Origin of the sequence: Bacillus niameyensis (assembly GCF_001375535.1) — a bacterium.
Taxonomy (GTDB): Bacteria; Bacillota; Bacilli; order Bacillales; family Bacillaceae_C; genus Lederbergia; species Lederbergia niameyensis.
The window spans coordinates 911,984-933,882 of sequence record NZ_LN831197.1; the positions used below are offsets into that span (position 1 = coordinate 911,984).

The 21,899-nt window shown below is 37.0% G+C and carries 20 protein-coding genes; all 20 read right to left on the reverse strand.

The window, feature by feature from the left end; genetic code table 11:
- Position 1: 1 nt before the first annotated feature.
- The 20 genes from nusA to BN1243_RS04565 all read right to left on the reverse strand — a co-directional run bounded on the left by nusA (position 2) and on the right by BN1243_RS04565 (position 21,889).
- Positions 2 to 1,108 (reverse strand): transcription termination factor NusA, encoded by a 1,107-nt coding sequence (nusA, locus tag BN1243_RS04470; RefSeq protein ID WP_062105041.1) that lies wholly within the window; start codon positions 1,106 to 1,108, stop codon positions 2 to 4.
- A gap of 143 nt (positions 1,109 to 1,251) precedes the next feature.
- Complete coding sequence (gene rimP, locus BN1243_RS04475) at positions 1,252 to 1,719, reverse strand: ribosome maturation factor RimP (RefSeq protein ID WP_062105042.1); 468 nt, start codon at positions 1,717 to 1,719, stop codon at positions 1,252 to 1,254.
- A gap of 298 nt (positions 1,720 to 2,017) precedes the next feature.
- Positions 2,018 to 6,340 carry a PolC-type DNA polymerase III gene (locus BN1243_RS04480; RefSeq protein WP_084781813.1) on the reverse strand — a complete coding sequence of 1,441 codons (4,323 nt, stop codon included), beginning with the start codon at positions 6,338 to 6,340 and terminating at the stop codon, positions 2,018 to 2,020.
- Positions 6,341 to 6,401: 61 nt separating this feature from the next.
- Entirely contained in the window at positions 6,402 to 8,111 is a 1,710-nt protein-coding gene (locus BN1243_RS04485; protein ID WP_062105043.1) for a proline--tRNA ligase, read from the reverse strand.
- Between the two features lie 26 nt (positions 8,112 to 8,137).
- Positions 8,138 to 9,406, reverse strand: a complete 1,269-nt coding sequence (gene rseP, locus BN1243_RS04490; RefSeq protein WP_062105044.1) for an RIP metalloprotease RseP — start codon at positions 9,404 to 9,406, stop codon at positions 8,138 to 8,140.
- Positions 9,407 to 9,420: 14 nt separating this feature from the next.
- Positions 9,421 to 10,569 carry a 1-deoxy-D-xylulose-5-phosphate reductoisomerase gene (gene dxr, locus BN1243_RS04495; protein ID WP_062105045.1) on the reverse strand — a complete coding sequence of 383 codons (1,149 nt, stop codon included), beginning with the start codon at positions 10,567 to 10,569 and terminating at the stop codon, positions 9,421 to 9,423.
- 25 nt (positions 10,570 to 10,594) lie between these two features.
- Positions 10,595 to 11,374: a phosphatidate cytidylyltransferase gene (locus BN1243_RS04500; RefSeq protein WP_062105046.1), complete on the reverse strand. Its 780-nt coding sequence runs from the start codon at positions 11,372 to 11,374 to the stop codon at positions 10,595 to 10,597.
- Entirely contained in the window at positions 11,371 to 12,168 is a 798-nt protein-coding gene (locus BN1243_RS04505) for an isoprenyl transferase (protein WP_062105047.1), read from the reverse strand. Before BN1243_RS04505 ends, BN1243_RS04500 begins: the two co-directional genes overlap by 4 nt.
- Positions 12,169 to 12,504: 336 nt before the next feature.
- The gene (gene frr, locus BN1243_RS04510; protein ID WP_062105048.1) at positions 12,505 to 13,062 is read right to left on the reverse strand and encodes a ribosome recycling factor; all 558 of its coding nucleotides are present in this window, start codon (positions 13,060 to 13,062) and stop codon (positions 12,505 to 12,507) included.
- Positions 13,062 to 13,787: a UMP kinase gene (gene pyrH / locus BN1243_RS04515; protein WP_062105049.1), complete on the reverse strand. Its 726-nt coding sequence runs from the start codon at positions 13,785 to 13,787 to the stop codon at positions 13,062 to 13,064. Before pyrH ends, frr begins: the two co-directional genes overlap by 1 nt.
- A 96-nt stretch (positions 13,788 to 13,883) precedes the next feature.
- A complete protein-coding gene (tsf, locus tag BN1243_RS04520; RefSeq protein ID WP_062105050.1) occupies positions 13,884 to 14,765 on the reverse strand; it encodes a translation elongation factor Ts in 882 nt (293 codons plus the stop codon).
- 339 nt (positions 14,766 to 15,104) lie between these two features.
- On the reverse strand, positions 15,105 to 15,836 hold the full coding sequence (gene rpsB / locus BN1243_RS04525; protein WP_062110406.1) for a 30S ribosomal protein S2: 732 nt from the start codon (positions 15,834 to 15,836) through the stop codon (positions 15,105 to 15,107).
- A gap of 149 nt (positions 15,837 to 15,985) precedes the next feature.
- Complete coding sequence (locus BN1243_RS04530) at positions 15,986 to 16,528, reverse strand: hypothetical protein (protein ID WP_062105051.1); 543 nt, start codon at positions 16,526 to 16,528, stop codon at positions 15,986 to 15,988.
- 9 nt (positions 16,529 to 16,537) lie between these two features.
- On the reverse strand, positions 16,538 to 16,855 hold the full coding sequence (locus tag BN1243_RS04535) for a hypothetical protein (protein ID WP_062105052.1): 318 nt from the start codon (positions 16,853 to 16,855) through the stop codon (positions 16,538 to 16,540).
- A 14-nt stretch (positions 16,856 to 16,869) separates the two neighbouring features.
- Positions 16,870 to 17,634, reverse strand: a complete 765-nt coding sequence (locus BN1243_RS04540) for a FliA/WhiG family RNA polymerase sigma factor (RefSeq protein ID WP_062105053.1) — start codon at positions 17,632 to 17,634, stop codon at positions 16,870 to 16,872.
- A gap of 40 nt (positions 17,635 to 17,674) precedes the next feature.
- On the reverse strand, positions 17,675 to 18,166 hold the full coding sequence (locus BN1243_RS04545) for a chemotaxis protein CheD (protein ID WP_062105054.1): 492 nt from the start codon (positions 18,164 to 18,166) through the stop codon (positions 17,675 to 17,677).
- Entirely contained in the window at positions 18,159 to 18,794 is a 636-nt protein-coding gene (locus BN1243_RS04550; protein ID WP_062105055.1) for a chemotaxis protein CheC, read from the reverse strand. Before BN1243_RS04550 ends, BN1243_RS04545 begins: the two co-directional genes overlap by 8 nt.
- The gene (locus BN1243_RS04555) at positions 18,784 to 19,251 is read right to left on the reverse strand and encodes a chemotaxis protein CheW (RefSeq protein ID WP_062105056.1); all 468 of its coding nucleotides are present in this window, start codon (positions 19,249 to 19,251) and stop codon (positions 18,784 to 18,786) included. The genes BN1243_RS04550 and BN1243_RS04555 overlap by 11 nt, the downstream gene beginning before the upstream one ends.
- 19 nt (positions 19,252 to 19,270) lie before the next feature.
- Positions 19,271 to 21,280, reverse strand: a complete 2,010-nt coding sequence (locus BN1243_RS04560; protein WP_062105057.1) for a chemotaxis protein CheA — start codon at positions 21,278 to 21,280, stop codon at positions 19,271 to 19,273.
- Positions 21,281 to 21,295: 15 nt separating this feature from the next.
- Positions 21,296 to 21,889 (reverse strand): CheB methylesterase domain-containing protein, encoded by a 594-nt coding sequence (locus BN1243_RS04565; RefSeq protein WP_062105058.1) that lies wholly within the window; start codon positions 21,887 to 21,889, stop codon positions 21,296 to 21,298.
- Between the last annotated feature and the right edge of the window lie 10 nt (positions 21,890 to 21,899).

Consider the following 21,899-nt stretch of genomic DNA (forward strand, 5'->3'; position numbering starts at 1 on the left):
CCTACTCAAAATCCTCTATTGAATCTTCATCATTATCGAACAGCAGGGATTCCTCACGTGGATAAATACCAGCCTCACGGGCATCTGTTTCACTTTTTATATCAATTTTCCAACCGGTTAATTTAGCTGCAAGCCTTGCATTTTGCCCTCGTTTTCCAATAGCTAGAGATAATTGGTAATCAGGAACAACAACCGTTGTTGATTTTTCATCATCATCAATTATAACTTCCAACACTTTTGAAGGACTTAAAGCATTAGCAACAAATATAGTTGGGTCTGTCGACCACTCAACGATATCAATCTTCTCACCTTTTAATTCATTGACTATTGCTTGTACTCGGGTACCTTTTGGACCCACACATGAACCAACAGGATCGACTTCCGGATTATCTGTACTCACAGAAATTTTAGATCGATCACCTGCTTCACGCGCAACAGAGCGAATTTCAACTGTTCCATCGTAAATTTCTGGAACCTCTATCTCAAACAGTCTTTTTAATAATCCTGGATGAGACCTAGATACATAAATTTGCGGTCCTTTTGTTGTCTTTTCCACTTTTGTAATATAAACTTTAATACGATCGTGTGGTTTATAAGTTTCATTAGGCATTTGCTCACTTTGAGGAAGTAACGCTTCAATCTTGCCTAGACTAACATAAATATATCTTGAATCGTAGCGTTGAACAATTCCTGTCATGATATCGTCTTCACGATCAATAAATTCGGAGTATATAATCCCTCTTTCAGCTTCTCGGACTCGTTGAGTAACGACTTGTTTAGCTGTTTGGGCTGCAATTCTTCCGAAATCTTTCGGTGTAACTTCTAACTCAACAATATCTCCAGTTTCATATGCAGGGTGGATCCCTTTTGCATCATCTAAAGATATTTCAAGCCTTGAATCAAATACTTCGTCCACTATCTCTTTTCGAGCAAATACTCTCATTGACCCAGTTTCAAGATTTAAATCAACGCGAACGTTCTGCGCTTGATTAAAATTTCTTTTATAAGCTGAAACAAGTGCGGCTTCTATGGCTTCGATCAAGACTTCTCGACTAATGCCCTTTTCTTTTTCCAATATAATGAGAGCATCTAATAATTCCGAACTCATTAAAATGTCATCCCCTTCTTTTTCATACGAAAAGCGCAAATATCTTGCTTATCGATACGCGAAGCTGTAGTCAATATGCACCGCGTTAAATATCCTGTTTGGGTGAGATAAAACAACTTTATTAACAAGAAATGCTTTATTTCCTAAAATTCTACAGCTAATCTTGCCTTTGATACCTTGTCAAGTGGTACTTCAATCGTTTTAACTCTTGTTTTTACCATTACTTCAATTATCAGCGTTCCCTCATTAAAATCATTCAACTTACCTTCAAAAACTTTTTCTCCATCAATAGGTTCATACGTCTTTACATGAACCTTTTTACCAATAGCATTGACAAAGTCTTTTTCTTTTTTTAATGGGCGTTCTGCCCCTGGTGAAGATACTTCCAAAAAATAATTATGAGGGATTGGATCCAATTCATCCAATTTCGCGCTTAACCGTTCACTTACAAGACCGCATTCTTCAATATCTACACCGTTTTCCTTATCAATAAATAAGCGAAGAAACCAATTTTTTCCTTCTTTTACATATTCGATATCGACTAATTCTAACTGCAGACTGTGAAGGATTGGCTGTGCGAGTTCTTCAACGAGGTCGGTTACTTTACTCATCATTACCTCCAGAGTTTCATGTTTAGCATACTATTATCAACAATAGGAAAGAGTGGGGGGCGCCCACTCTTTTGTCAATAGAGAGTTATTTACAGTATATCCATAAAAAATATACCATAATCACTATGTTTATGCAAATAGAGAAGCCAAGACGCCCTTAGCGACTATAAACTTTTTTCCTTCATTACGAGATAAAGGAAACACAGTAAGTTTAAAGGCAAGCACATGTTTCTTATCGTAGGAAGAAACTCAAAGTTCGCTAGTCGCAAGAGCCCAAATCAATTGCAATGGGTTGACTTTAGAATAATGATAACTGGTTCTGATCTGGTAGCTCTTCTAAAATCCCCTGTTTGTCAAGATACTCTATAATTGTTTTTGAAACTTTACCACGTTGTTGCAAATCTTCTTTAGATAAAAACTCTCCATCTTTACGAGCCTTCACAATGTTAATAGCAGCATTCGTACCAAGCCCAGGTATCGCATTGAAAGGAGGAATTAATGAATCACCGTCTATTAGAAAATCTGTGGCACTAGATCGGTATAGATCAACTTGCTTAAACTTAAATTTACGCTCACACATTTCCAGTGCTATTTCCAAGACAGTTAATAAACTTTTCTCTTTTGGTAAGGCTTCAAGACCTTTAGCATTGATTTCCTCAATTCTCGATCGAATCGCATTAGAACCTCGATGCATTGCTTCCAAGTCAAAATCTTCTGCACGGACTGTGAAATAGGCAGCATAGAAATAAAGTGGGTAATGAACCTTAAAATAAGCAATTCTCACAGCCATTAAAACATAGGCGGCCGCATGCGCCTTCGGGAACATATATTTAATCTTTTTGCATGAATCGATATACCAATCAGGAACATTATTTTTCTTCATTTCTTCTTCCATTTCAGGAGTCAAGCCTTTCCCTTTACGAACTGATTCCATGATTTTGAAAGACAACGAAGAATCTAAGCCACGATAAATGAGATATACCATTATATCATCCCGACACCCGATAACATCTGGTAGCGTACAAATATTATTTTGTATCAATTCTTGTGCATTCCCTAACCAAACATCAGTCCCATGAGATAATCCTGATATTTGTAACAGTTCTGAAAAAGTCTTAGGCTTCGTATCTTCCAACATTTGTCGGACAAAACGTGTACCAAACTCAGGAATGCCAAGGGTTCCGGTTTTACACATAATTTGTTCCTCAGTAACGCCTAATGATTCTGTGCCTTGGAATAATTTCATTACTTCCTGATCATCCGTTGGAATATCTTTTGGATCTATTCCGCTCAGATCCTGAAGCATTCTAATTACTGTAGGATCATCGTGACCAAGTATATCTAATTTCAATAGATTGTCGTGGATTGAATGGAAATCAAAGTGAGTAGTTTTCCATTCCGACCCACTATCATCCGCTGGAAATTGGATCGGGGAAAAGTCAAAAATTTCCATATCGTCAGGGACAACTATTATTCCGCCCGGGTGCTGGCCTGTTGTTCTCTTTACTCCCGTACATCCTTGGACAAGTCTGTCAACTTCTGCCCCTCGTAAATGGAGATTATGATCATTCGCATAGCCTCTAACATAACCAAATGCTGTTTTCTCTGCTACCGTTCCAATTGTTCCTGCACGATACACATAATCTTCTCCAAACAGTACTTTTGTATAGTTATGTGCTTGCGGTTGATACTCCCCAGAGAAATTGAGGTCGATATCGGGAACTTTATCCCCTTTAAAACCAAGAAATGTTTCAAACGGAATATCGTGTCCATCTTTTTTGTAAGCAGTGCCGCACTTTGTACAAGCCTTATTCGGTAAATCAAAACCGGAACCGACAGATCCATCATCAAAGAATTCAGAGTGTTTACAATTAGGACATACATAATGTGGTGGCAAAGGATTCACTTCAGTAATTTCCGTCATAGTTGCAACGAAAGAAGAACCAACAGATCCCCTTGAACCAACTAAATAACCATCATCAAGTGATTTTTTTACTAGTTTATGAGAGATAAGATAAATAACCGCAAAGCCGTGTCCGATAATACTCTTCAATTCTTTTTCAAGTCGAGCTTCTATCAACTCAGGAAGTGGATTACCATAAATACTTTTTGCTCTTTCATAACTCATCGTTCGGATTTCATCATCCGCACCAGGAATTTTAGGTGTATACAATTCATCTTTAATTGGTTTAATATGATCAATCCGATCCGAAATAGCATTTGTATTTTTCACGACGATCTCAAAGGCCTTTTCCTTGCCTAGAAAAGCAAATTCTGAAAGCATTTCATCTGTTGTCCGAAAGTGGACGCTTGGCAATCTATGCCTATTCAACGGATTTGCTCCACCTTGAGAGCCTACTAATATTTCACGGTAAATTTTGTCTTCCTCATGTAAATAATGTACATTCCCTGTAGCCACAACGGGTAAATCAAGTTTGTCACCCATATCTACAATATTTCGAATAATATCTTCTAAATCTCGATCGTTTCTTACAAGTTCCATTTCAATTAAAGGTGCATAAACAGGCTTCGGATGAACTTCCAAGTAGTCGTAAAAGCTTGCTGCCTTTTCCGCCTCTTGGCGGCCTTTTTGCATCATTGCTTCAAATACTTCACCTTTCTGGCAACCTGAACCAACTAATAAGCCTTCACGATGCTTTTCCAATACAGACCTTGGAATTCGTGGTACTCGATAGAAATAGTTTAAATGTGAAATAGAAACAAGTTTAAATAAATTTTTCAACCCTATTTCACTTGTAGCTAATAATGTACAGTGAAATGGACGTGCTCGTTTATAGGCGTCTCCTTCCCCCATATAATCATTAAATTGATCATGATATTCTATTCCTTTTTCATTGGCATCTTTCAACATCTTTAAAAACAAATAACCGGTAGCTTCAGCATCATAGATTGCTCGATGGTGTTGAGTGAGCTCGATGTCAAACTTTTTAGCCAAAGTATTGAGCCTGTGATTCTTTAATTGTGGATAAAGAAATCTAGCTAATTCCAATGTATCAATAACAGGATTTTTAGATTTACCTAGACCATATTTTTGAAAACCAGTATTTAAGAATCCCATATCAAACGTCGCATTATGAGCGACATAAATGGAATCATTAGACCATTCATAAAACTTCTTCAACACTTCATCAATATTTGGCGCATTTTCAACCATCTCGTCTGTAATACCAGTAAGTTCAATTGTCGTTGTTGACAATGGATGATGAGGATTTGCGAAACTTTCAAATGTATCTACTATCTCTCCACCGCGAATTTTTACAGCGGCTAGTTCAATAATCGTATCATATATTGCAGAAAGGCCCGTCGTTTCAACGTCAAAGACAATGAATTCCGAGTCTTCTAGCTTTCGATGCTCACTATTATAAGCAATAGGTACCCCATCATCGACTAGATTAGCCTCAAGACCATAAATAATTTTAATATCATGTTTTTTCCCTGCATTAAAAGCATCTGGATAAGACTGTGCAACAGCATGATCTGTAATCGCAATCGCTTTATGTCCCCATTTTTTAGCTTGCTCAACATATCTCGATGCAGAAACAATGCCATCCATTTGGCTCATTGTCGTATGAAGATGAAGCTCAATCCGCTTAGAATCTTGCTTAGCAAGATCGCTTTTTTCTTTTGGTTTAATTTCGTTCATATCATTTGCGATCATAACTAGGTCGCGAACAAATGTATCATTTTGTATACTTCCACGTGCTCTTACCCACATGCCTTTTTTCACTTGCTTCATTATTTCAGCATCTTCTTTATCTCTAGAGAACATCTTTACAAGAATCGAATCACTATAATCTGTGATTTTAAAAGTTAATAAAGTTCGACCACTACGCAATTCCTTTGTTTCCGCATCGAAAATGTATCCTTCGATCGCTATTCTCTTTTCCTCGTCCACAATATTTTCAAGGCTTTGAATATCATCGCCATTTATCGACGATCCAATTGAAAGCGGGCCACTATAGTTTTCCACCTTACTTCCACGGTCTAGTTCCTGTTTTTGCATATCTAGAACTGCTTGTTTGCCTCGTTCTGCATCTTCTCTTTGCTTAGCTTCCAAAAACTTTTGATATTCTTCATTTGTTTCTTGATCACTCATGATTTGACTATCCAAACTAAGGGCAGGAAATCCAAATCCTTGATAGATCTCTTGGATTAGTTGTCCATATTTATGTTTTAAAGTTCTCGCTTCTGTGTCATTATTCGTTTTCACCAAAATGACATTGCCATTAACTTCAGGAATTTGTTCATTTAGTAGAGTTAATAATACTGGGGAAATCCCATCCAATTCCTTCACACAATATTTCCAGTAATCTTGAATTAGTTCCTTACTGACGCTTGAGTCTCTCGCCTCTATTTGAAAACTTACAGCCGCAATATGTTGAAATGATCGCGCAAGTTGGAGGGAAAATCTATTTAGTATTTCACTGGGGATGACCTTTTCAAAAACAAAAGAAAAGTGCCATTTTTTCTGTTGCCGATCTACACTTAATTTACCAATCTCGGCATTAATAAAATATGGTACTAATGCATCTTCTGTAAAACCAATTTGCTGCATAAGTAATTGAAATCTCTCTTTTTTCGAATCGGGATTCACTTTTATCCACTCCCCCTCAATAAAAAGTCATTTAATCAGTGAAGAAGGTACCTCAGTAGGCACCTATCTATTCACCGCTTTTTAGTAATTTTTGTACAAATGTCGAAAGTAGAGACCTTTCAACTTCAAATGATTCACCTGATTTTCTTAATTTCACTTCAACGATTCCCTCTGAAGCCTTTTTACCGACTGTAACTCTAATAGGCAACCCAATTAAGTCAGAGTCTTTAAATTTTACACCAGCACGTTCTGTACGGTCATCAAACAAGACTTCGAATGCATCGTTTTTCAGTTGCAAATATAATTCTTCTGCTAGAATTAATTGCTCCTTATCTTTTACATTAATGGGAATTAAGTGAATCTGATAAGGTGCAATATTAATTGGCCATATTAGTCCATTTTCATCATTAAATTGTTCCGCAACGGCAGAAAGTGTTCTAGAAACCCCAATACCGTAACATCCCATTATAAAGCTTTGTGATTTCCCGTTTTCATCAAGAAATTTAGCTTCCATTGAGTCACTATATGTTGTGCCAAGTTTGAAAATATGACCGACTTCTATACCTCTAGCAAAATGAATAGTTCCTTGACCATCAGGGGAAGGATCACCTTCCATAATAAAACGGAAATCAGCAAACTCATGCACCGTAAAGTCACGATTTTCGACAGCGTTTTTATAGTGATACCCATCTTGATTCGCTCCGCATATGATATTCACCATCGACTTTACTGCGTAATCTGCGTAAACCTTTATATTTTTTGGTACACCAACAGGTCCAATTGAACCGATTGAGCAACCAAGCAGCCTTTCAATATCATTATGTTCAGCAAGCTCTACAGACGTAGCTTTTAAAACATTTTTAACTTTAATATCGTTTACTTCGTGGTCTCCTCTAACTAATATGAGTACATACTCATCATCCACTTTAAACACTAATGATTTTATACATTGAGTCGCATCAACTTGAAAAAAGGAGGAGATATCAGCAATCGTTTTTTGATTCGGTGTTTCCAACTTCTCAAGTGGCAAAGGTGTCTCACTAGATTTTTCGTAGTTTGGATTAACTTCCGCCATTTCAATATTGGCAACATAATCTGATGTATCGGAATAAGCGATCGTATCTTCCCCAGTTTCAGATAACACCATAAATTCTTGGGTATCCTTCCCACCAATAGCGCCTGAGTCAGCTAAAACTGCCCGAAAGTTAAGTCCACATCTAGTGAAAATATTATTATAAGCTATGAACATTTTTTCGTAAACTGCATCAAGACTTTCTTGAGTAGAGTGAAAAGAGTAAGCATCTTTCATAATAAATTCACGTCCACGCAACAGCCCAAACCTAGGGCGTTTTTCGTCCCTAAATTTTGTCTGAATTTGGAACACAGCAAACGGTAATCGTTTATAAGATTTAATTTCGTCTTTAACTAGACTTGTAACGACTTCTTCATGTGTTGGCCCAAGGGCGAAATCTCGACCATGTCGGTCATTCATTCTCATTAATTCTTCACCATATGTATTCCAACGTCCTGATTCTTGCCATAATTCTGCTGGCTGTAAGGTTGGCATCAAAAGTTCTGCAGCACCAGCATTTTCCATTTCTTCCCGAATAATCTTTTCTATTTTATCTAAAATTCTTTTGGCCAGAGGCATGTAAGTGTACACACCGCTGGCTGTTTGTCTAATATATCCTGCTCTAAGCAGGAGCTGATGGCTTTTGATTTCAGCATCAGCTGGGACTTCTCGAAGAGTTGGAATAAAGGTCATGCTTTGTCTCATTAGACACACCTCAACTTTGATTTCCATCAATTAATAAAGAAACGTTGTATGTCATTCCACGTGACAACAATCATCAGTAACATCAATAAGGCAAAACCAATGAAATGAACAATGCTTTCCATTTGTCGATCTACCGGTTTTCCACGCAGAGCTTCGACTCCAAAAAACAAAAGACGACCGCCGTCTAACGCTGGAATTGGCAAGAGATTCATAATCCCTAAATTGATACTTAATAAGCCCATCCAACGTAGTAAATAAATGAACCCAGCCTTTGCAACTGTTTCCGTAGATGCGTATATTCCAACAGGTCCAGATAGCATGTCGATAGAAAATTGTCCTGTCACTAATTGTCCGAGTAATTTAAATATCTCTATTGTCCAATGATAGGTTTCCTGAAACCCACTTACGGCGATCTTTCCGATCGATTTATCTAAAGCTGATTGCACACCTATTAACCCGATCGTTTCCTCATTCTCTCCTATTTCTTTCTTAGGAGTGACAGCTATATCAAAGGTTTGATTATCTCGTTCAACTGTGAAAATCAATTCTTCTTCAGGATGTGCCCGCACAATCTTCGTCATTTCAGTAAAAGTATTTACTTCTGCGCCGTCTATGCTTAAAACAAGGTCTCCTTCTTGAAATCCAGCTTCACTTGCAGGATCGTTTGGAAGAACATGTCCAAGAATTGCTTCTTTTACTGGAACTCCTTGTAGCATACTAATCATTGTAAATACAACAACTGCAAGAATAAAATTAAATAGAGGGCCAGCAAAAATTGTCATTGCTCTCTGACTAAGTTTTTTCGATGCAAATTGTCGATCCCATGGAGCAATTAGGGTCTCAATTTGATTTTCAACAATAACCGCTTTTCGAGATAAGGGATACGTTTGTAAAACTTCATCTTCGTCTCCTTCTTCATAACCTCGAATACAAAGCTTGTGTTCTAAATCAGCGTCTTCAACTTCTATTGTTCGCGCATTTGTGTAACGATCTTTACCAGTAAGAATAATTTTAGTAACAAGTTCATTTTCGTCCAATATGATCCCAATCCGATGTCCCGGTTTTATTTCAGCCACTTCAGGGTCTTCACCCGCCATCCTGACATAACCACCAATTGGAAGCAAACGAATTGTATAAAGAGTTTCACCTTTTTTGTAAGAAAAAATCTTTGGTCCAAATCCAATAGCAAATTCACGAACAAGGATTCCAGACCGTTTGGCAAAAATAAAATGTCCTAACTCATGAAAGAAGACTAATGAACCGAAAATAATAATAAAGGAAATAACAGTTTTCAACTAAATAACCACCTTTATAGACAAAGTGAATTCACAAAATTTCTCGTTTCCGTATCGACTTCTTGTATAGTAGATAAATTTGGATTCTTGATGCTGATATGACGTACGAGAGCTTTTTCGATCATCTCTTCTATTGTTAGGAATGATATGTTTCCGTTTAGAAATTGGCTTACAGCTACTTCGTTGGCCGCATTTAAAACAGTTGGCATAGTACCTCCCACTTTGCCTGCCTCGTAAGCAAATCCTAGACAACGAAATCTTTCTAAATCCATTTCCTCAAAATGAAGCCTTCCAATCTTAGTTAAATCGAGAGGGGAATTCGAATGTAAGGGCAATCGATCCGGAAAACTAAGAGCATACTGAATGGGCACTCGCATATCTGGACTGCCTAGTTGAGCAATTACACTACTATCGTGATATTCAACCATAGAATGGATAATGCTTTCCCGATGTAAAAGAACATCGATCTGTTCGTAAGGAATACCAAATAACCAATGAGCTTCGATAACTTCTAAACCTTTATTCATCATTGTAGCAGAATCAATTGTAATTTTGGAACCCATTGACCAATTAGGATGTTGAAGAGCCTGCTCTAACGTAACTTCTTGCAAATCCTCTCTTGAAAGATCTCTAAAACTGCCCCCTGATGCAGTTAAAATTAAGCGTTGAGCCGTTGCTTTATTTTCTCCATTTAAGCATTGAAAAATAGCCGAATGTTCACTGTCAACTGGCAAAATTGGTACTTCGTTATCTTTTGCAGCAGAAATGACAAGATGACCAGCTGTTACAAGTGTTTCTTTATTTGCAAGTGCAATCGTCTTTTTAGCCTTAATGGCTTCAAGTGTTGGTTCAAGGCCAACACTACCAATTACAGCATTCAAAACAACATCGACATCAGGATGTACCGCAGCTTCGACAATCCCGTTCTCGCCGTAACTAAATTTAATCTCCGCTGAAAACTCACTTTTTAATGTTTCGTAATCCTTTTTATGATAAACGGAAACAAATGTAGGATGAAATTCATTTATGATTTTTCTCGTTAATTCAATGTTCCTTCCCGCAGCTATAGCAACCAATTGATAATGTTCCCGGTTTCTGCGGATAATATCTAGAGCTTGTACTCCAATTGACCCCGTAGCCCCAAGAAGACTAATATACTTCATTTTTCTCTCTCCTTGCCTAAAGTCTTTATAGTACATGCAGGAAATTAAAAAGCGGTAATACAAACAACCAACTATCACAACGATCTAAAATTCCTCCATGTCCAGGGAATAAATTACCTGAATCCTTTACTCCAAAATGGCGCTTTAATGCTGATTCAGCTAAATCTCCAAGTTGCCCAAAAATCGAAAGCAAAATAGTAATAATAAATAATTTCATTACCGGTATTTGGATATTGGTAAAAACAGCAAAAACCCCAGCTACAACTAAAGCTGAAATAATTCCGCCGATAAATCCCCCGATCGTTTTATTAGGGCTAATATCTGGCCACAGTTTTCTTTTCCCTAGCTTTCTACCGACAAAATAAGCTCCTGAATCAGTCATCCAAACAACGAATAATGCGTAAAAAAGGTAAACAATGCCTGCATCTCTTGTTTGAATCATATAATAGAAACCCATCCCAACATACAGAACGGAAAAAAGCGTAACCCCGACTTGTTCAAAGGAAATATGATTTTTAACGATAACGGTATAAGATAAAAAGAGAAGCACCGCTACAAAAACCAGCTTCATTTTCGTCATACCGATATCTACTATAACAGACTCTGGAAGTAACAGTGTCCAAAGTAAAAGAAGTGCTACTATCCCGTGAAACGAAAAAATAGATAACTTCCTCATTTGAAAGAACTCATATAAACCAATTGTTGCCATAATAAAGGCTAAAACTGAAAAAGGGATACCACCCCAAATTGCAATCGGTAAAAATATTGCAATCAAGATTGAGGCAGTTATGATTCGTTGTTTCATTTTTTTGACTCCTTGTCATTTAATCCACCGTATCGTCTAGTTCTTTTTTGAAATGCTTCGACTGCATCTATTAAATGTTTATCAGAAAAGTCAGGCCATAATACATCTGTAAACCATAACTCAGTATACGCAATTTGCCATAACATAAAATTACTTATACGTAATTCACCACTTGTCCGAATCAATAAATCCGGATCGGGTAGAGCATGAGTCATTAAATAATGAGAAATACACTCATGATCAATATGATCTACTGATATCTCGCCGTTTTTAACGTCGGTTGAGATCTTTTTGACAGCTTCTACAATTTCTGATCTGCCGCCATAATTTAACGCAAAATTTAAATTCAATCCCGTATTATTGGCTGTTTGCTCGATTGCCTTTTCAACTGCTTTTTTTGTTTTTGCAGGTAAACGACTATTATCTCCAATCATGCTTACTTTTACGTTTTCCGCAATTAGTTCTGGTAAAAAACTCCCCAAGAATTCCTCTGGAAGTCCCATTAAATAATCAACTTCATGTTTTGGACGTTTCCAATTTTCCGTTGAGAATGCATACAAAGTGAGAGTTTCAATGTTCAGTCGATTAGCAAGTGTCGTAATTTTTTTAACTGTCTTCATACCCTCATGATGTCCAGCAACTCGTGGCAACGCGCGTCTTTTTGCCCAGCGACCATTTCCGTCCATTATTATCGCAACATGTTTTGGGATCGGTTGTTCCAATATCCGGCTAACCCTCTCGTTGATGGTCAAATTTGTTTTCGATTTATTCCACAGGTTCATTTTTTTAAACATGAAAGGGTCCTCCATCAGCATTGCTTCTGTTTCTTTCCATATCTTACCATAGTATAGAATGCAATTATACACGCTTTCTATTATTTATGTAGCAACCATGAATACTATTATAAAGAAAACATTTCTTTTTGAATAGTTATAAAGTGAAACTTCAATCAGTGGGTCTTTTTCATCCCCTACATACAACTCTCGGATGGTCCTCGAATTCTTGAAGTGGGGTCTTACAGCCAGTTAATGCGGGATAAACAAAAAGTAGGTAATTCGGAAAAGGAGAATGTAAAAAAAGGTATAAAAAAACTCCCAACATTAAAGGGAGTTTTTTATGAAACTTATTCATCAAACAGCAAGTACTTCCTGTTCTTTTTCCTTCGTCATATCATCAATTTTTTTAATATGATCATCTGTTAATTTTTGAATATCATCGGAAAAATTACGGAGTTCATCTTCTGTAATATCTCCTGATTTCTCTAATTTTTTCAGATCATCATTACCATCACGGCGAACGTTACGGATAGCTACTTTCGCATTTTCAGATTCTTTTCTGACTATTTTAACTAACTCTTTTCTGCGTTCTTCAGTTAATTGCGGAATTGTTAATCTTATAAGCGAGCCATCATTTGAAGGTGTCAAGCCAAGGTCAGATTTTAGAATCGCCTTTTCAATATCACCTAGTACAGATTTATCGTAAGGCTGAATGACGAGCATTCTTGCCTCTGGAACTGATACAGATGCCAACTGATTGATAGGTGTTGGAGCACCATAGTAATCAACTGAAATACGGTCAAGAAGTGAAGCATTTGCTCTACCAGCCCGTATACTAGAAAGCTCACGTCCATATGCCTGTATAGCTTTTTCCATTTTACTTTTTGTTTCAGAAATAACTTGCTTTGGCATTATTCTTTCCCCCTCACCAATGTTCCAATTTGTTCACCCATAACAGCACGTTTTACATTCCCTTTTTCTGTAAACGAAAAAACAATTAATGGGATATCATTATCCATGCATAAAGAAGAGGCTGTAGAATCCATCACACCTAAACCTTCCTTAATTACGTCTAAATAGGAAAGTTGGTCATATTTAGTTGCATCCTTATCCAATTTCGGATCCGCATTATAAACTCCATCTACATTATTTTTTGCCATCAAAATAACTTCAGCCTCAATTTCAGCCGCTCTAAGTGCTGCAGTTGTATCTGTAGTAAAATATGGATTTCCCGTTCCAGCAGCAAAAATCACAACTCGTTTCTTTTCCAAATGGCGAATAGCTCTTCGTCTTATATACGGCTCCGCTACTTGGCGCATATCAATTGAAGTTTGGACACGAGTTTCAATGCCGAGTTGTTCTAGGCTATCTTGCAACGCGAGAGAATTCATAACTGTTGCAAGCATTCCCATATAGTCGGCTGTTGCTCGGTCCATCCCCATCTCACTACCTACTTTTCCACGCCATATATTACCAGCCCCTACTACTACAGCTACTTCGACACCTAATTCTGCAACTTCTTTAATTTGCCCGGAAATTGATTGGATTACGGAAGGATTAATACCAAAACCGTCATCTCCAGCCAAAGCTTCGCCACTGAGTTTCAGTACAACTCTCTTATATTTCGGGTTGTCCATATGAACCTCCATTACTATTTATATGTATTATCTATAAACTAGGGAACACAATGTGTTCCCTACGTATTATCACGGTATAATTCGCCTGTGATTATCTTATTTTTTAATTTGGCTCATTACTTCTTCAGCAAAATTTTCTTGGCGTTTTTCAAGTCCTTCGCCAACTTCGTAACGAACAAATCCTGTAACAGTTCCACCTTTGGATTCAACGTACTTACGAACTTTTTGGTCAGGATCTTTTACAAATGATTGATCAAGCAAGCAGATTTGTTCAAAGAATTTCCCAAGTCGACCTTCGACCATTTTATGAACAATATTTTCAGGCTTTCCTTCATTTAAAGCTTGTTGTGTTAAAACTTGGCGTTCACGTTCAACTTCTTCTGCAGAAACTTGATCACGAGAAACGTATTTTGGATTAATAGCGGCAATATGCATAGCAACATCCTTGGCCACTTCAACGTCTGTAGTTCCTTCAAGAATAGTTAGAACTCCAATTCGTCCACCCATGTGTAAGTATTCACCAAATGCTGCATTATCTGATTTCGTTTTAATCTCAAAACGACGAAGTGTTAGTTTTTCACCAATTTTCGCGATACCTGCGTTAATATATTCACTAACAGTTTGTCCGTTAGCCATTTTTTGCTCAAGTGTTTCCTCAACAGATGCAGGTTTGTTTTCTAGCAAATGCTCAGCTAGTTCTTTAACAAGTTGCTGGAACATTTCATTTTTCGCAACGAAATCTGTTTCTGCATTCACTTCTAAAATAACGGCAGTATTACCTTTACTAGCAATAAACGTTGTACCTTCTGCTGCAATACGATCAGCTTTTTTCGCTGCAGATGCTATACCTTTTTCGCGAAGAAAATCAACAGCAGCCTCCATATTTCCATCTGTTTCAGTTAGTGCTTTTTTACAGTCCATCATACCTGCGCCTGTTTTTTCGCGCAGTTCTTTAACCATTTGTGCAGTAATAGCCATTTCCTTTTCCTCCTTCATATGAAAAGCGAAAGCCCCTTACAGGCTAAAAAGTTGCGAAGTCATATCACAAAGCCTGTTCTTAGACATTTGTCCATTGTAGCGATATACAAACATTTTGAGGTTTCTGACGAGCTCAAGGAAATTAAGGTTGGCCAGAAAAGCGAACCTTGCTTCATTATCCTTATAACTGTAAAAAACCGAAAGTTTGCTAGGTGCTAGAGCTTGATAGTCATTTTTTTCTTTACTTTTCTAAAAAATGTGTTAAAAAAGGTGATAAGTGTCTATCACTCCATCACCTTTCTTTGTTACATAGACAGGATGACCTGTTCTAGAACATTCTTAAACATTAGCCGTATCAGTTACTTCTTCTGTTTCCTCTACTTCGTCAACTTCTTTTTGGGCTTCTAATAATGCATCTGCCATTTTTGAAGTGAGCAATTTAACTGCACGGATGGCATCATCATTTGCTGGAATGACATAATCAATTTCATCAGGATCACAGTTTGTATCAACGATACCAATAATCGGAATATTCAATTTGCGTGCTTCCGCAACTGCAATTCTTTCTTTCCGTGGATCGATAATGAAAATTGCATCTGGTAAAACTTTCATATCTTTAATTCCACCTAAAAATCTTACAAGTCTGTCATATTCTTTTTTCAACATGACAACTTCTTTTTTAGGAAGGACTTCAAATGTTCCATCTTCTTCCATTTTTTCAATAGATTTTAAACGATCAATTCTGGATTGAATTGTCTCGAAGTTTGTTAAAGTTCCACCAAGCCAGCGGTGATTAACATAATAATGACCTGCACGCTCTGCTTCTTCTTTAACAGATTCTTGAGCTTGTTTTTTTGTACCGACAAATAAAACTTTCCCATTATTTTCGGCAATTTCCCTCATAACATTATAAGCTTCTTCGACCTTTTTAACCGTTTTTTGTAGGTCGATAATATAGATACCGTTACGTTCCGTAAAAATATATTTTTTCATTTTTGGATTCCAACGGCGTGTTTGGTGTCCGAAATGTACACCAGCTTCAAGCAATTGTTTCATTGAAATAACAGACATTGTGTCTTTCCTCCTTGGTTTTTGTTTTCCTCCGTTTTGCTCATTTTTCATACAAACTGTCATAATAAACAGCACCCTGCATAAAATCACAAAACGTGTGTATTAACACCAACAATGAATATAGCATAATCTATCTTCATTATCAAGCATTAATTGAGATCATCATGAAACTTTAGTAATAGTTCTACCTCTGTTTTTCCTTTTTTAATTTTCTTAGCGATTTCATCAATTGTCATACCCTGTTTATAAAGCTCATAAACTTCTTCACTAAATTCTTTTTTATCTTCTATTAGCTCTGACGTGTCCACGATTGCATTTTCAGGTAGTGTTTCTTTCTGTGTATTTACCTTGTATGCATGAACTGCCTGCATTCTAGAGTATGCCTTCGTGTTAAGCTGACTAGTATCATCTAGATACACTTCTTGCTCACGTTTAACTTCATCATTTATTTCGCTTCTACCTGCATGAATAGACATTTCACGCTGCAAAGTATTAATTTTAGATATAAACTGCTCATTTTCATCTTTCAATTCCATCAAAAAGGCTGTAAGTAATTCTTCAGATTCCTTTTGGAGTTGTCTTTCTTTTTTTTCCATTTCCATTAGGCGATTTTGGCGCTGAAATAATAAAACAACTGCAAATGCTAATATCGCATTTAATACGAATAATAGAAAAATAAGTATACCTGTCAATTTATATCACTACCCGCTATAATCAATAGTCTTGCCTTTATAAGGATGCGAATCCTTGGTTCGATCTTTTCTTGGATCTTTCTGTTTTTTGTCATGTTCATTATGTTTGTGGTCATTCTGGCCATCACGGGAGCCTTGCTTTAAATGTAGTTTCTCTTGTTCTGACATCTCTTTTACAGAACGCCGATCTTGTTCGATTTGCTTTGTCATTTCTTCATTCGCTTGATCTGAGATTAATTGTCCTCGTTGTTGAAGCTGTTCCGAGACTTTTCCTGCTTCCACCGTTCTTGGCAGTGCAACTTGCATTTCAATCGATTTTAGGCTCATTTATAACTCCTCAGTCATCGATTTTTTAAAAGAATGTCTTTTAATTTTGCTAGAGCTTTTGAATGTATTTGTGAGATTCTAGACGTAGATAGTTGAACAATCTCTCCGATTTCTGTTAATGTCAATTCCTCGTCATAAAATAAACTTAATACCAATTGCTCTTTTTCATTCAGATTCTTTATTGCTACTGTAAGCTCATCTAACCACTCGCTTTTGACAAGTTGATCCTCTGGGGTAAGTATATCGTCGGCTTTAATTGTATGAATATAATGATCATTATCATCTTGATCTTGAATTTTTTCATCGATTGAAAGAACATTGGAAAAAATATTTTCATTTAATGTCTTACATACTTCTTCTTCTGAATAACCGCATTCTTCCGCAACCTCAGATGTCGTAGGGTGTCTCATTAACTTTTGTTCTAATTTATTAGAAACCGTTTCTATCTTTTTCACTTTTTCTCTTGTGCTGCGTGGTAACCAGTCTTCTTTCCGTAAGCCATCGATAATTGCTCCCCGTATTCTAAAGGAGGCATATGTATCAAACTTTAAATCACGAGTAGTGTCAAATTTATTTAGTGCATCAAGCAGACCGATCATCCCCAAGCTTCTCAACTCTTCACGAGCTACATTCAAGGGTAGTCCAACTGATATTCTCTGGACATGGTATGACACTAATGGCATATATCGTTCAACTAATAAATTTCCTGCATCAGCATCGCGGGAACTAACCCACATTTCCCAACACTTTTGCTCATCTAGCGATGGTGAGTTTGACATCCTATCTCCTCCTCACTGGTACATGCTTCCCAATGCTGATTCAGATTTCAATCGTATCTTGATATACCGTTTTAATTTGAAGTAAAAAAGTTTCTGGGTTAAATTCAATCGTTCTTCCGCTATTCCCTCCAGTGTCTTCAGCCACGAGAGGGATTCCAAGCACTTTTAATTCATTTTTTACTGCTTCCACATTCCGAGGTCCTATTCTCATTTGTTCATTTTGTGTATGGAAATGAAACATTTGGGCTCCCCCAGCAATCTTTGCTTTCAATCTAAATCGACTAGCTCCAATTAAAAGTAAATCATTAGTCATTTTTTTAAGTGCTGTATCGGCAAATTTTGCGATATTGATTTTTTCCCCTCTTGCAAGTGATGAATCAGGTAGCATTATATGCGCAAGCCCAGCTATTTTTAATTGTGTGTCATATATGACAACCCCTACACATGAGCCAAGCCCAGATGTTCTGATCTTATCGGGAGTTTTGACAATTTTTATATCTGCTATACCTACACGAACGACCGTTTCAATCATGCATTTCGACTCCAAGTTTATTAAAGATGATTGAAAAAGAGTCAGGATCAGGTAATAAAAAGAAATGTCCCTTTACATCATCCCGTCGTGAATCCTCTTCCAATGCAGTGTCAATGACAATGGCATAATCCTGTGTTTGTGAAAGCTCGAGCAGACCATAACTAATGATGGCCCCAGCCATATCAATACTTATCGATGGAACGGAGGGGCTTAAATCAAGACCTGTAAAATCAACTAAAGAAGATAAATAGGAACCAGTAAGTATATTTCCTAACTCCTGCATGGCAGATAATCCCAATTCAGAATAGGGCGGTGTATCAAATGAAAAAGACTCGTCTCCAGTCAATTTTTGAACATATTTTGTTGCCTGTTCAATCGGGAGAATAAAAAACATGCTTCCAGTAGCATCTCCATCAACCCTTAGAAAAACAGCAGTTACTATTTGGTCATGCCCTCCAGCCAACTCAAGCATCTCATCAAAGGTTACAATCCGTACATTGGGAACTTTCATATCAATGTGCTTTCCAATTAAGACCGATAAAGCAGTTGCTGCATTGCCTGCTCCAATGTTTCCAATTTCTTTCAGAACATCTAGATGGAATGGGGTTATCTTTTGATTAAGATTCATTACTTTCATTCCTTGCTGGTGACTTTATGGTGGATTCTAAATCAAGAAGTATTAATAGTCGCTTATTCAAATTTGCCACACCTTCTATAAATTCTTCTTCCACAGACCCAGCTACAGTGGGACAAGGTTCTATTGCTTCTTCAGGTATATCTAAAACATCACTTGCTTCATCAACAATCATCCCTACTGATAGTTCTTTATAAGAAACAATAATCATTCTTGTCTTGCCGGTATATTCAGTATCCCCAATGTCGAAACGCCTTTTCAAGTCAATAATAGGTATAATAAGTCCACGTAAATTAATTACTCCTTTTATAAACTTAAGCGTATTAGGAACTCTTGTTATATGGGTCATTTTTTCTATTGCTGTTACAAACTCAGCAGAAATACAATATTCTTTATCATTTAACTTGAAAACAATAACTTTTTGTCCAGAAGCGGTAATTGTTTCGTTCAAAGCATTCTACCTCCCGTCTTTATTTTATTAAAGCGTTACAATCGACAATAAGGGCGACTTGGCCATCTCCTAAAATTGTTGCTCCAGAAATCGCAAAAACCTCTGATAAGTAGTTTCCTAATGACTTTAATACAATTTCTTGTTGACCAATAAAAGATTCAACAATAAGTGCCGCCATTTTATCAGCCTTGCGAACAATGACAATTGAAACAAATTCATCATCTTTATCTTCAACATCAACTTGAAAAACATCTTTCAATGAAACAAGAGGGACGACACTACCCCTGAAATCAATAACTGGTTGATGGTGGGCATTCATGATATCCGATTTTTTAATAATAGCCGTTTCAATGATCGATGAAAGTGGGATTGCATATTTCTCAGTACCAATTTCAACAAGGAGGGCTGAAATTATCGATAGCGTTAACGGTAGCTGGATAGAGAATTTAGAGCCTTTTCCATCTGTCGATTCAATGGCGATCGACCCGCCTAGTGATTGAATCGTAGATTTAACGACATCTAGACCAACGCCCCGCCCAGAAATATCAGAAATAGTATCAGCAGTTGAAAAGCCCGGTGCCATAATAAGTTCAAAAGCTTCTTGATCAGATAAAGATTTAGCTTGACTTTTTGTAATTATTCCTTTGGAAATTGCCTTATCTATAACTTTATTACGGTTTATTCCAGCACCATCATCTTCGATTTCAATAAAGACATGATTGCCACTATGATAGGCTTTTAAATAGATTGTTCCTGTTGCAGATTTACTTTGAGATTCACGAATTTCTGGTTTCTCAATACCATGATCAATCGCATTCCTTAGTAAATGGACGATTGGATCACCTATTTCATCAATAACTGTACGATCCAATTCGGTTTCAGCTCCAAAGATTTGCAAATCTAATTGTTTATTTAAGTCTTTAGCAAGCTGTCTAACCATTCTCGGAAAACGATTAAATACTGTTTCAACGGGCACCATTCTCATATTAAGAATAATGTTTTGCAAATCACTTGAAATTCTAGACATTCTTTCAACTGTATCTTTTAAATCAGGGTGTTCTATATCTTGAGAAATCTGTTCAAGCCGGCCGCGGTCAATGACAAGCTCCTCAAACAAATTCATAAGAATGTCGAGTCGTTCAATGTTAACACGGATAGTTTTACTTACTGTTTTCTTATGTTTCTTTTCTGCAGGCTCTTGTTCATCGGATGAGAGTTCATCTTCTTTTATCACAATTGGGTCTTTTTCAGCTGCTTTATCATCTAATTTAAGTTGGCTAACATTCACGAATGATATTTTAACAGAATCGATCTCTGATATTTTCGTAATTTTCTGTTCCAGTTCAGACGGCGTTTCTTTTGAAATGAAAGTAACAGTAAATTCCGATTCAAACTGTTCTTCCTCCAATTGTTCTACAGAAGGGAAGGATTTTATTACCTCTCCACTTTTTTCCAAAACTTCAAAGACCATGAAAACTCGCGCTGTTTTCAATAAACAATCCGGACGCAAATTTATCGTTATTTCCATACAGTTATACCCTTGCTCTTGCGATTGCTCAATAACTGTCTTTTCATATTGATCATAATTATTATTTAGACTTTCTTCAGTAGTAGTAACAGCGATTTCGCTAATTGTTTGTGTTAACGTTTCACCTTTTTCGATTTGCTCTAATCTGGCAATAACGTCCTTTACATCTCGTTTTCCGTCACCGCCACTTTCGATAGATTCAACCATAGCTTCCAAATCATCTACTGCAAGAAAAACAATATCTAATAATTCAGGAGTTACAGCGATCTTTTTATTACGTATTCCATCCAAGACATTCTCCATAATATGAGTAAGATTGGCTAAATCATGATAACCCATTGTGGCAGACATGCCTTTTAATGTGTGTGCGGCTCGAAATATCTTATTAACTACATCCATATCTTCAGGGTTTTGCTCTAATGTCAAAAGGTTTTGATTTAATTCTTGTAAATGTTCCTTGCTTTCATCAATGAACACCTCTAGATAATGATTCATGTCCATAAGCCCACATCCTTATCACATTATTTTCAAAATTTTTGTAGCGATTTCGTCCAACCTTACAACGTAATCGACCAAGTTCGTTTCTATAGCCGATTTTGGCATCCCGTATACAATACAGCTTTCTTGCGATTCCGCAATTGCGACAGTATCTTCATCTTTTTTTAATTGTACTAAACCAGCTGTACCATCAGATCCCATCCCCGTCATGATGACAGCAATTTTTTGAATGTTATTTATTCTACAAAGAGAATCAAAAAGGACATCTACTGATGGACGATGACCATTGACGGGACTCGTATCCATTATTTTGATTTTTAGATCCACATTGTTTTGAATTAGAGTCATGTGCCTACCGCCTGGAGCTATGTATGCCGTCCCAGGTTTTAAAATTTCACCGTTTTCTGCTTCTTTGACTGATAACTCACAAAGACTATCGAGGCGATTGGCAAGTGAACTCGTGAATTTTGGCGGCATATGCTGGACGATTACAACAGGTGCCCTTAAATCCTTGGGTAGTTTTGTAAGAACAGCTTGTAAAGCCCTTGGACCTCCTGTTGAGGTTCCGATACAGATAATTTTTTTGTTTGAAGGCTCTTTTTTTAAAAACATTATTTTCTCC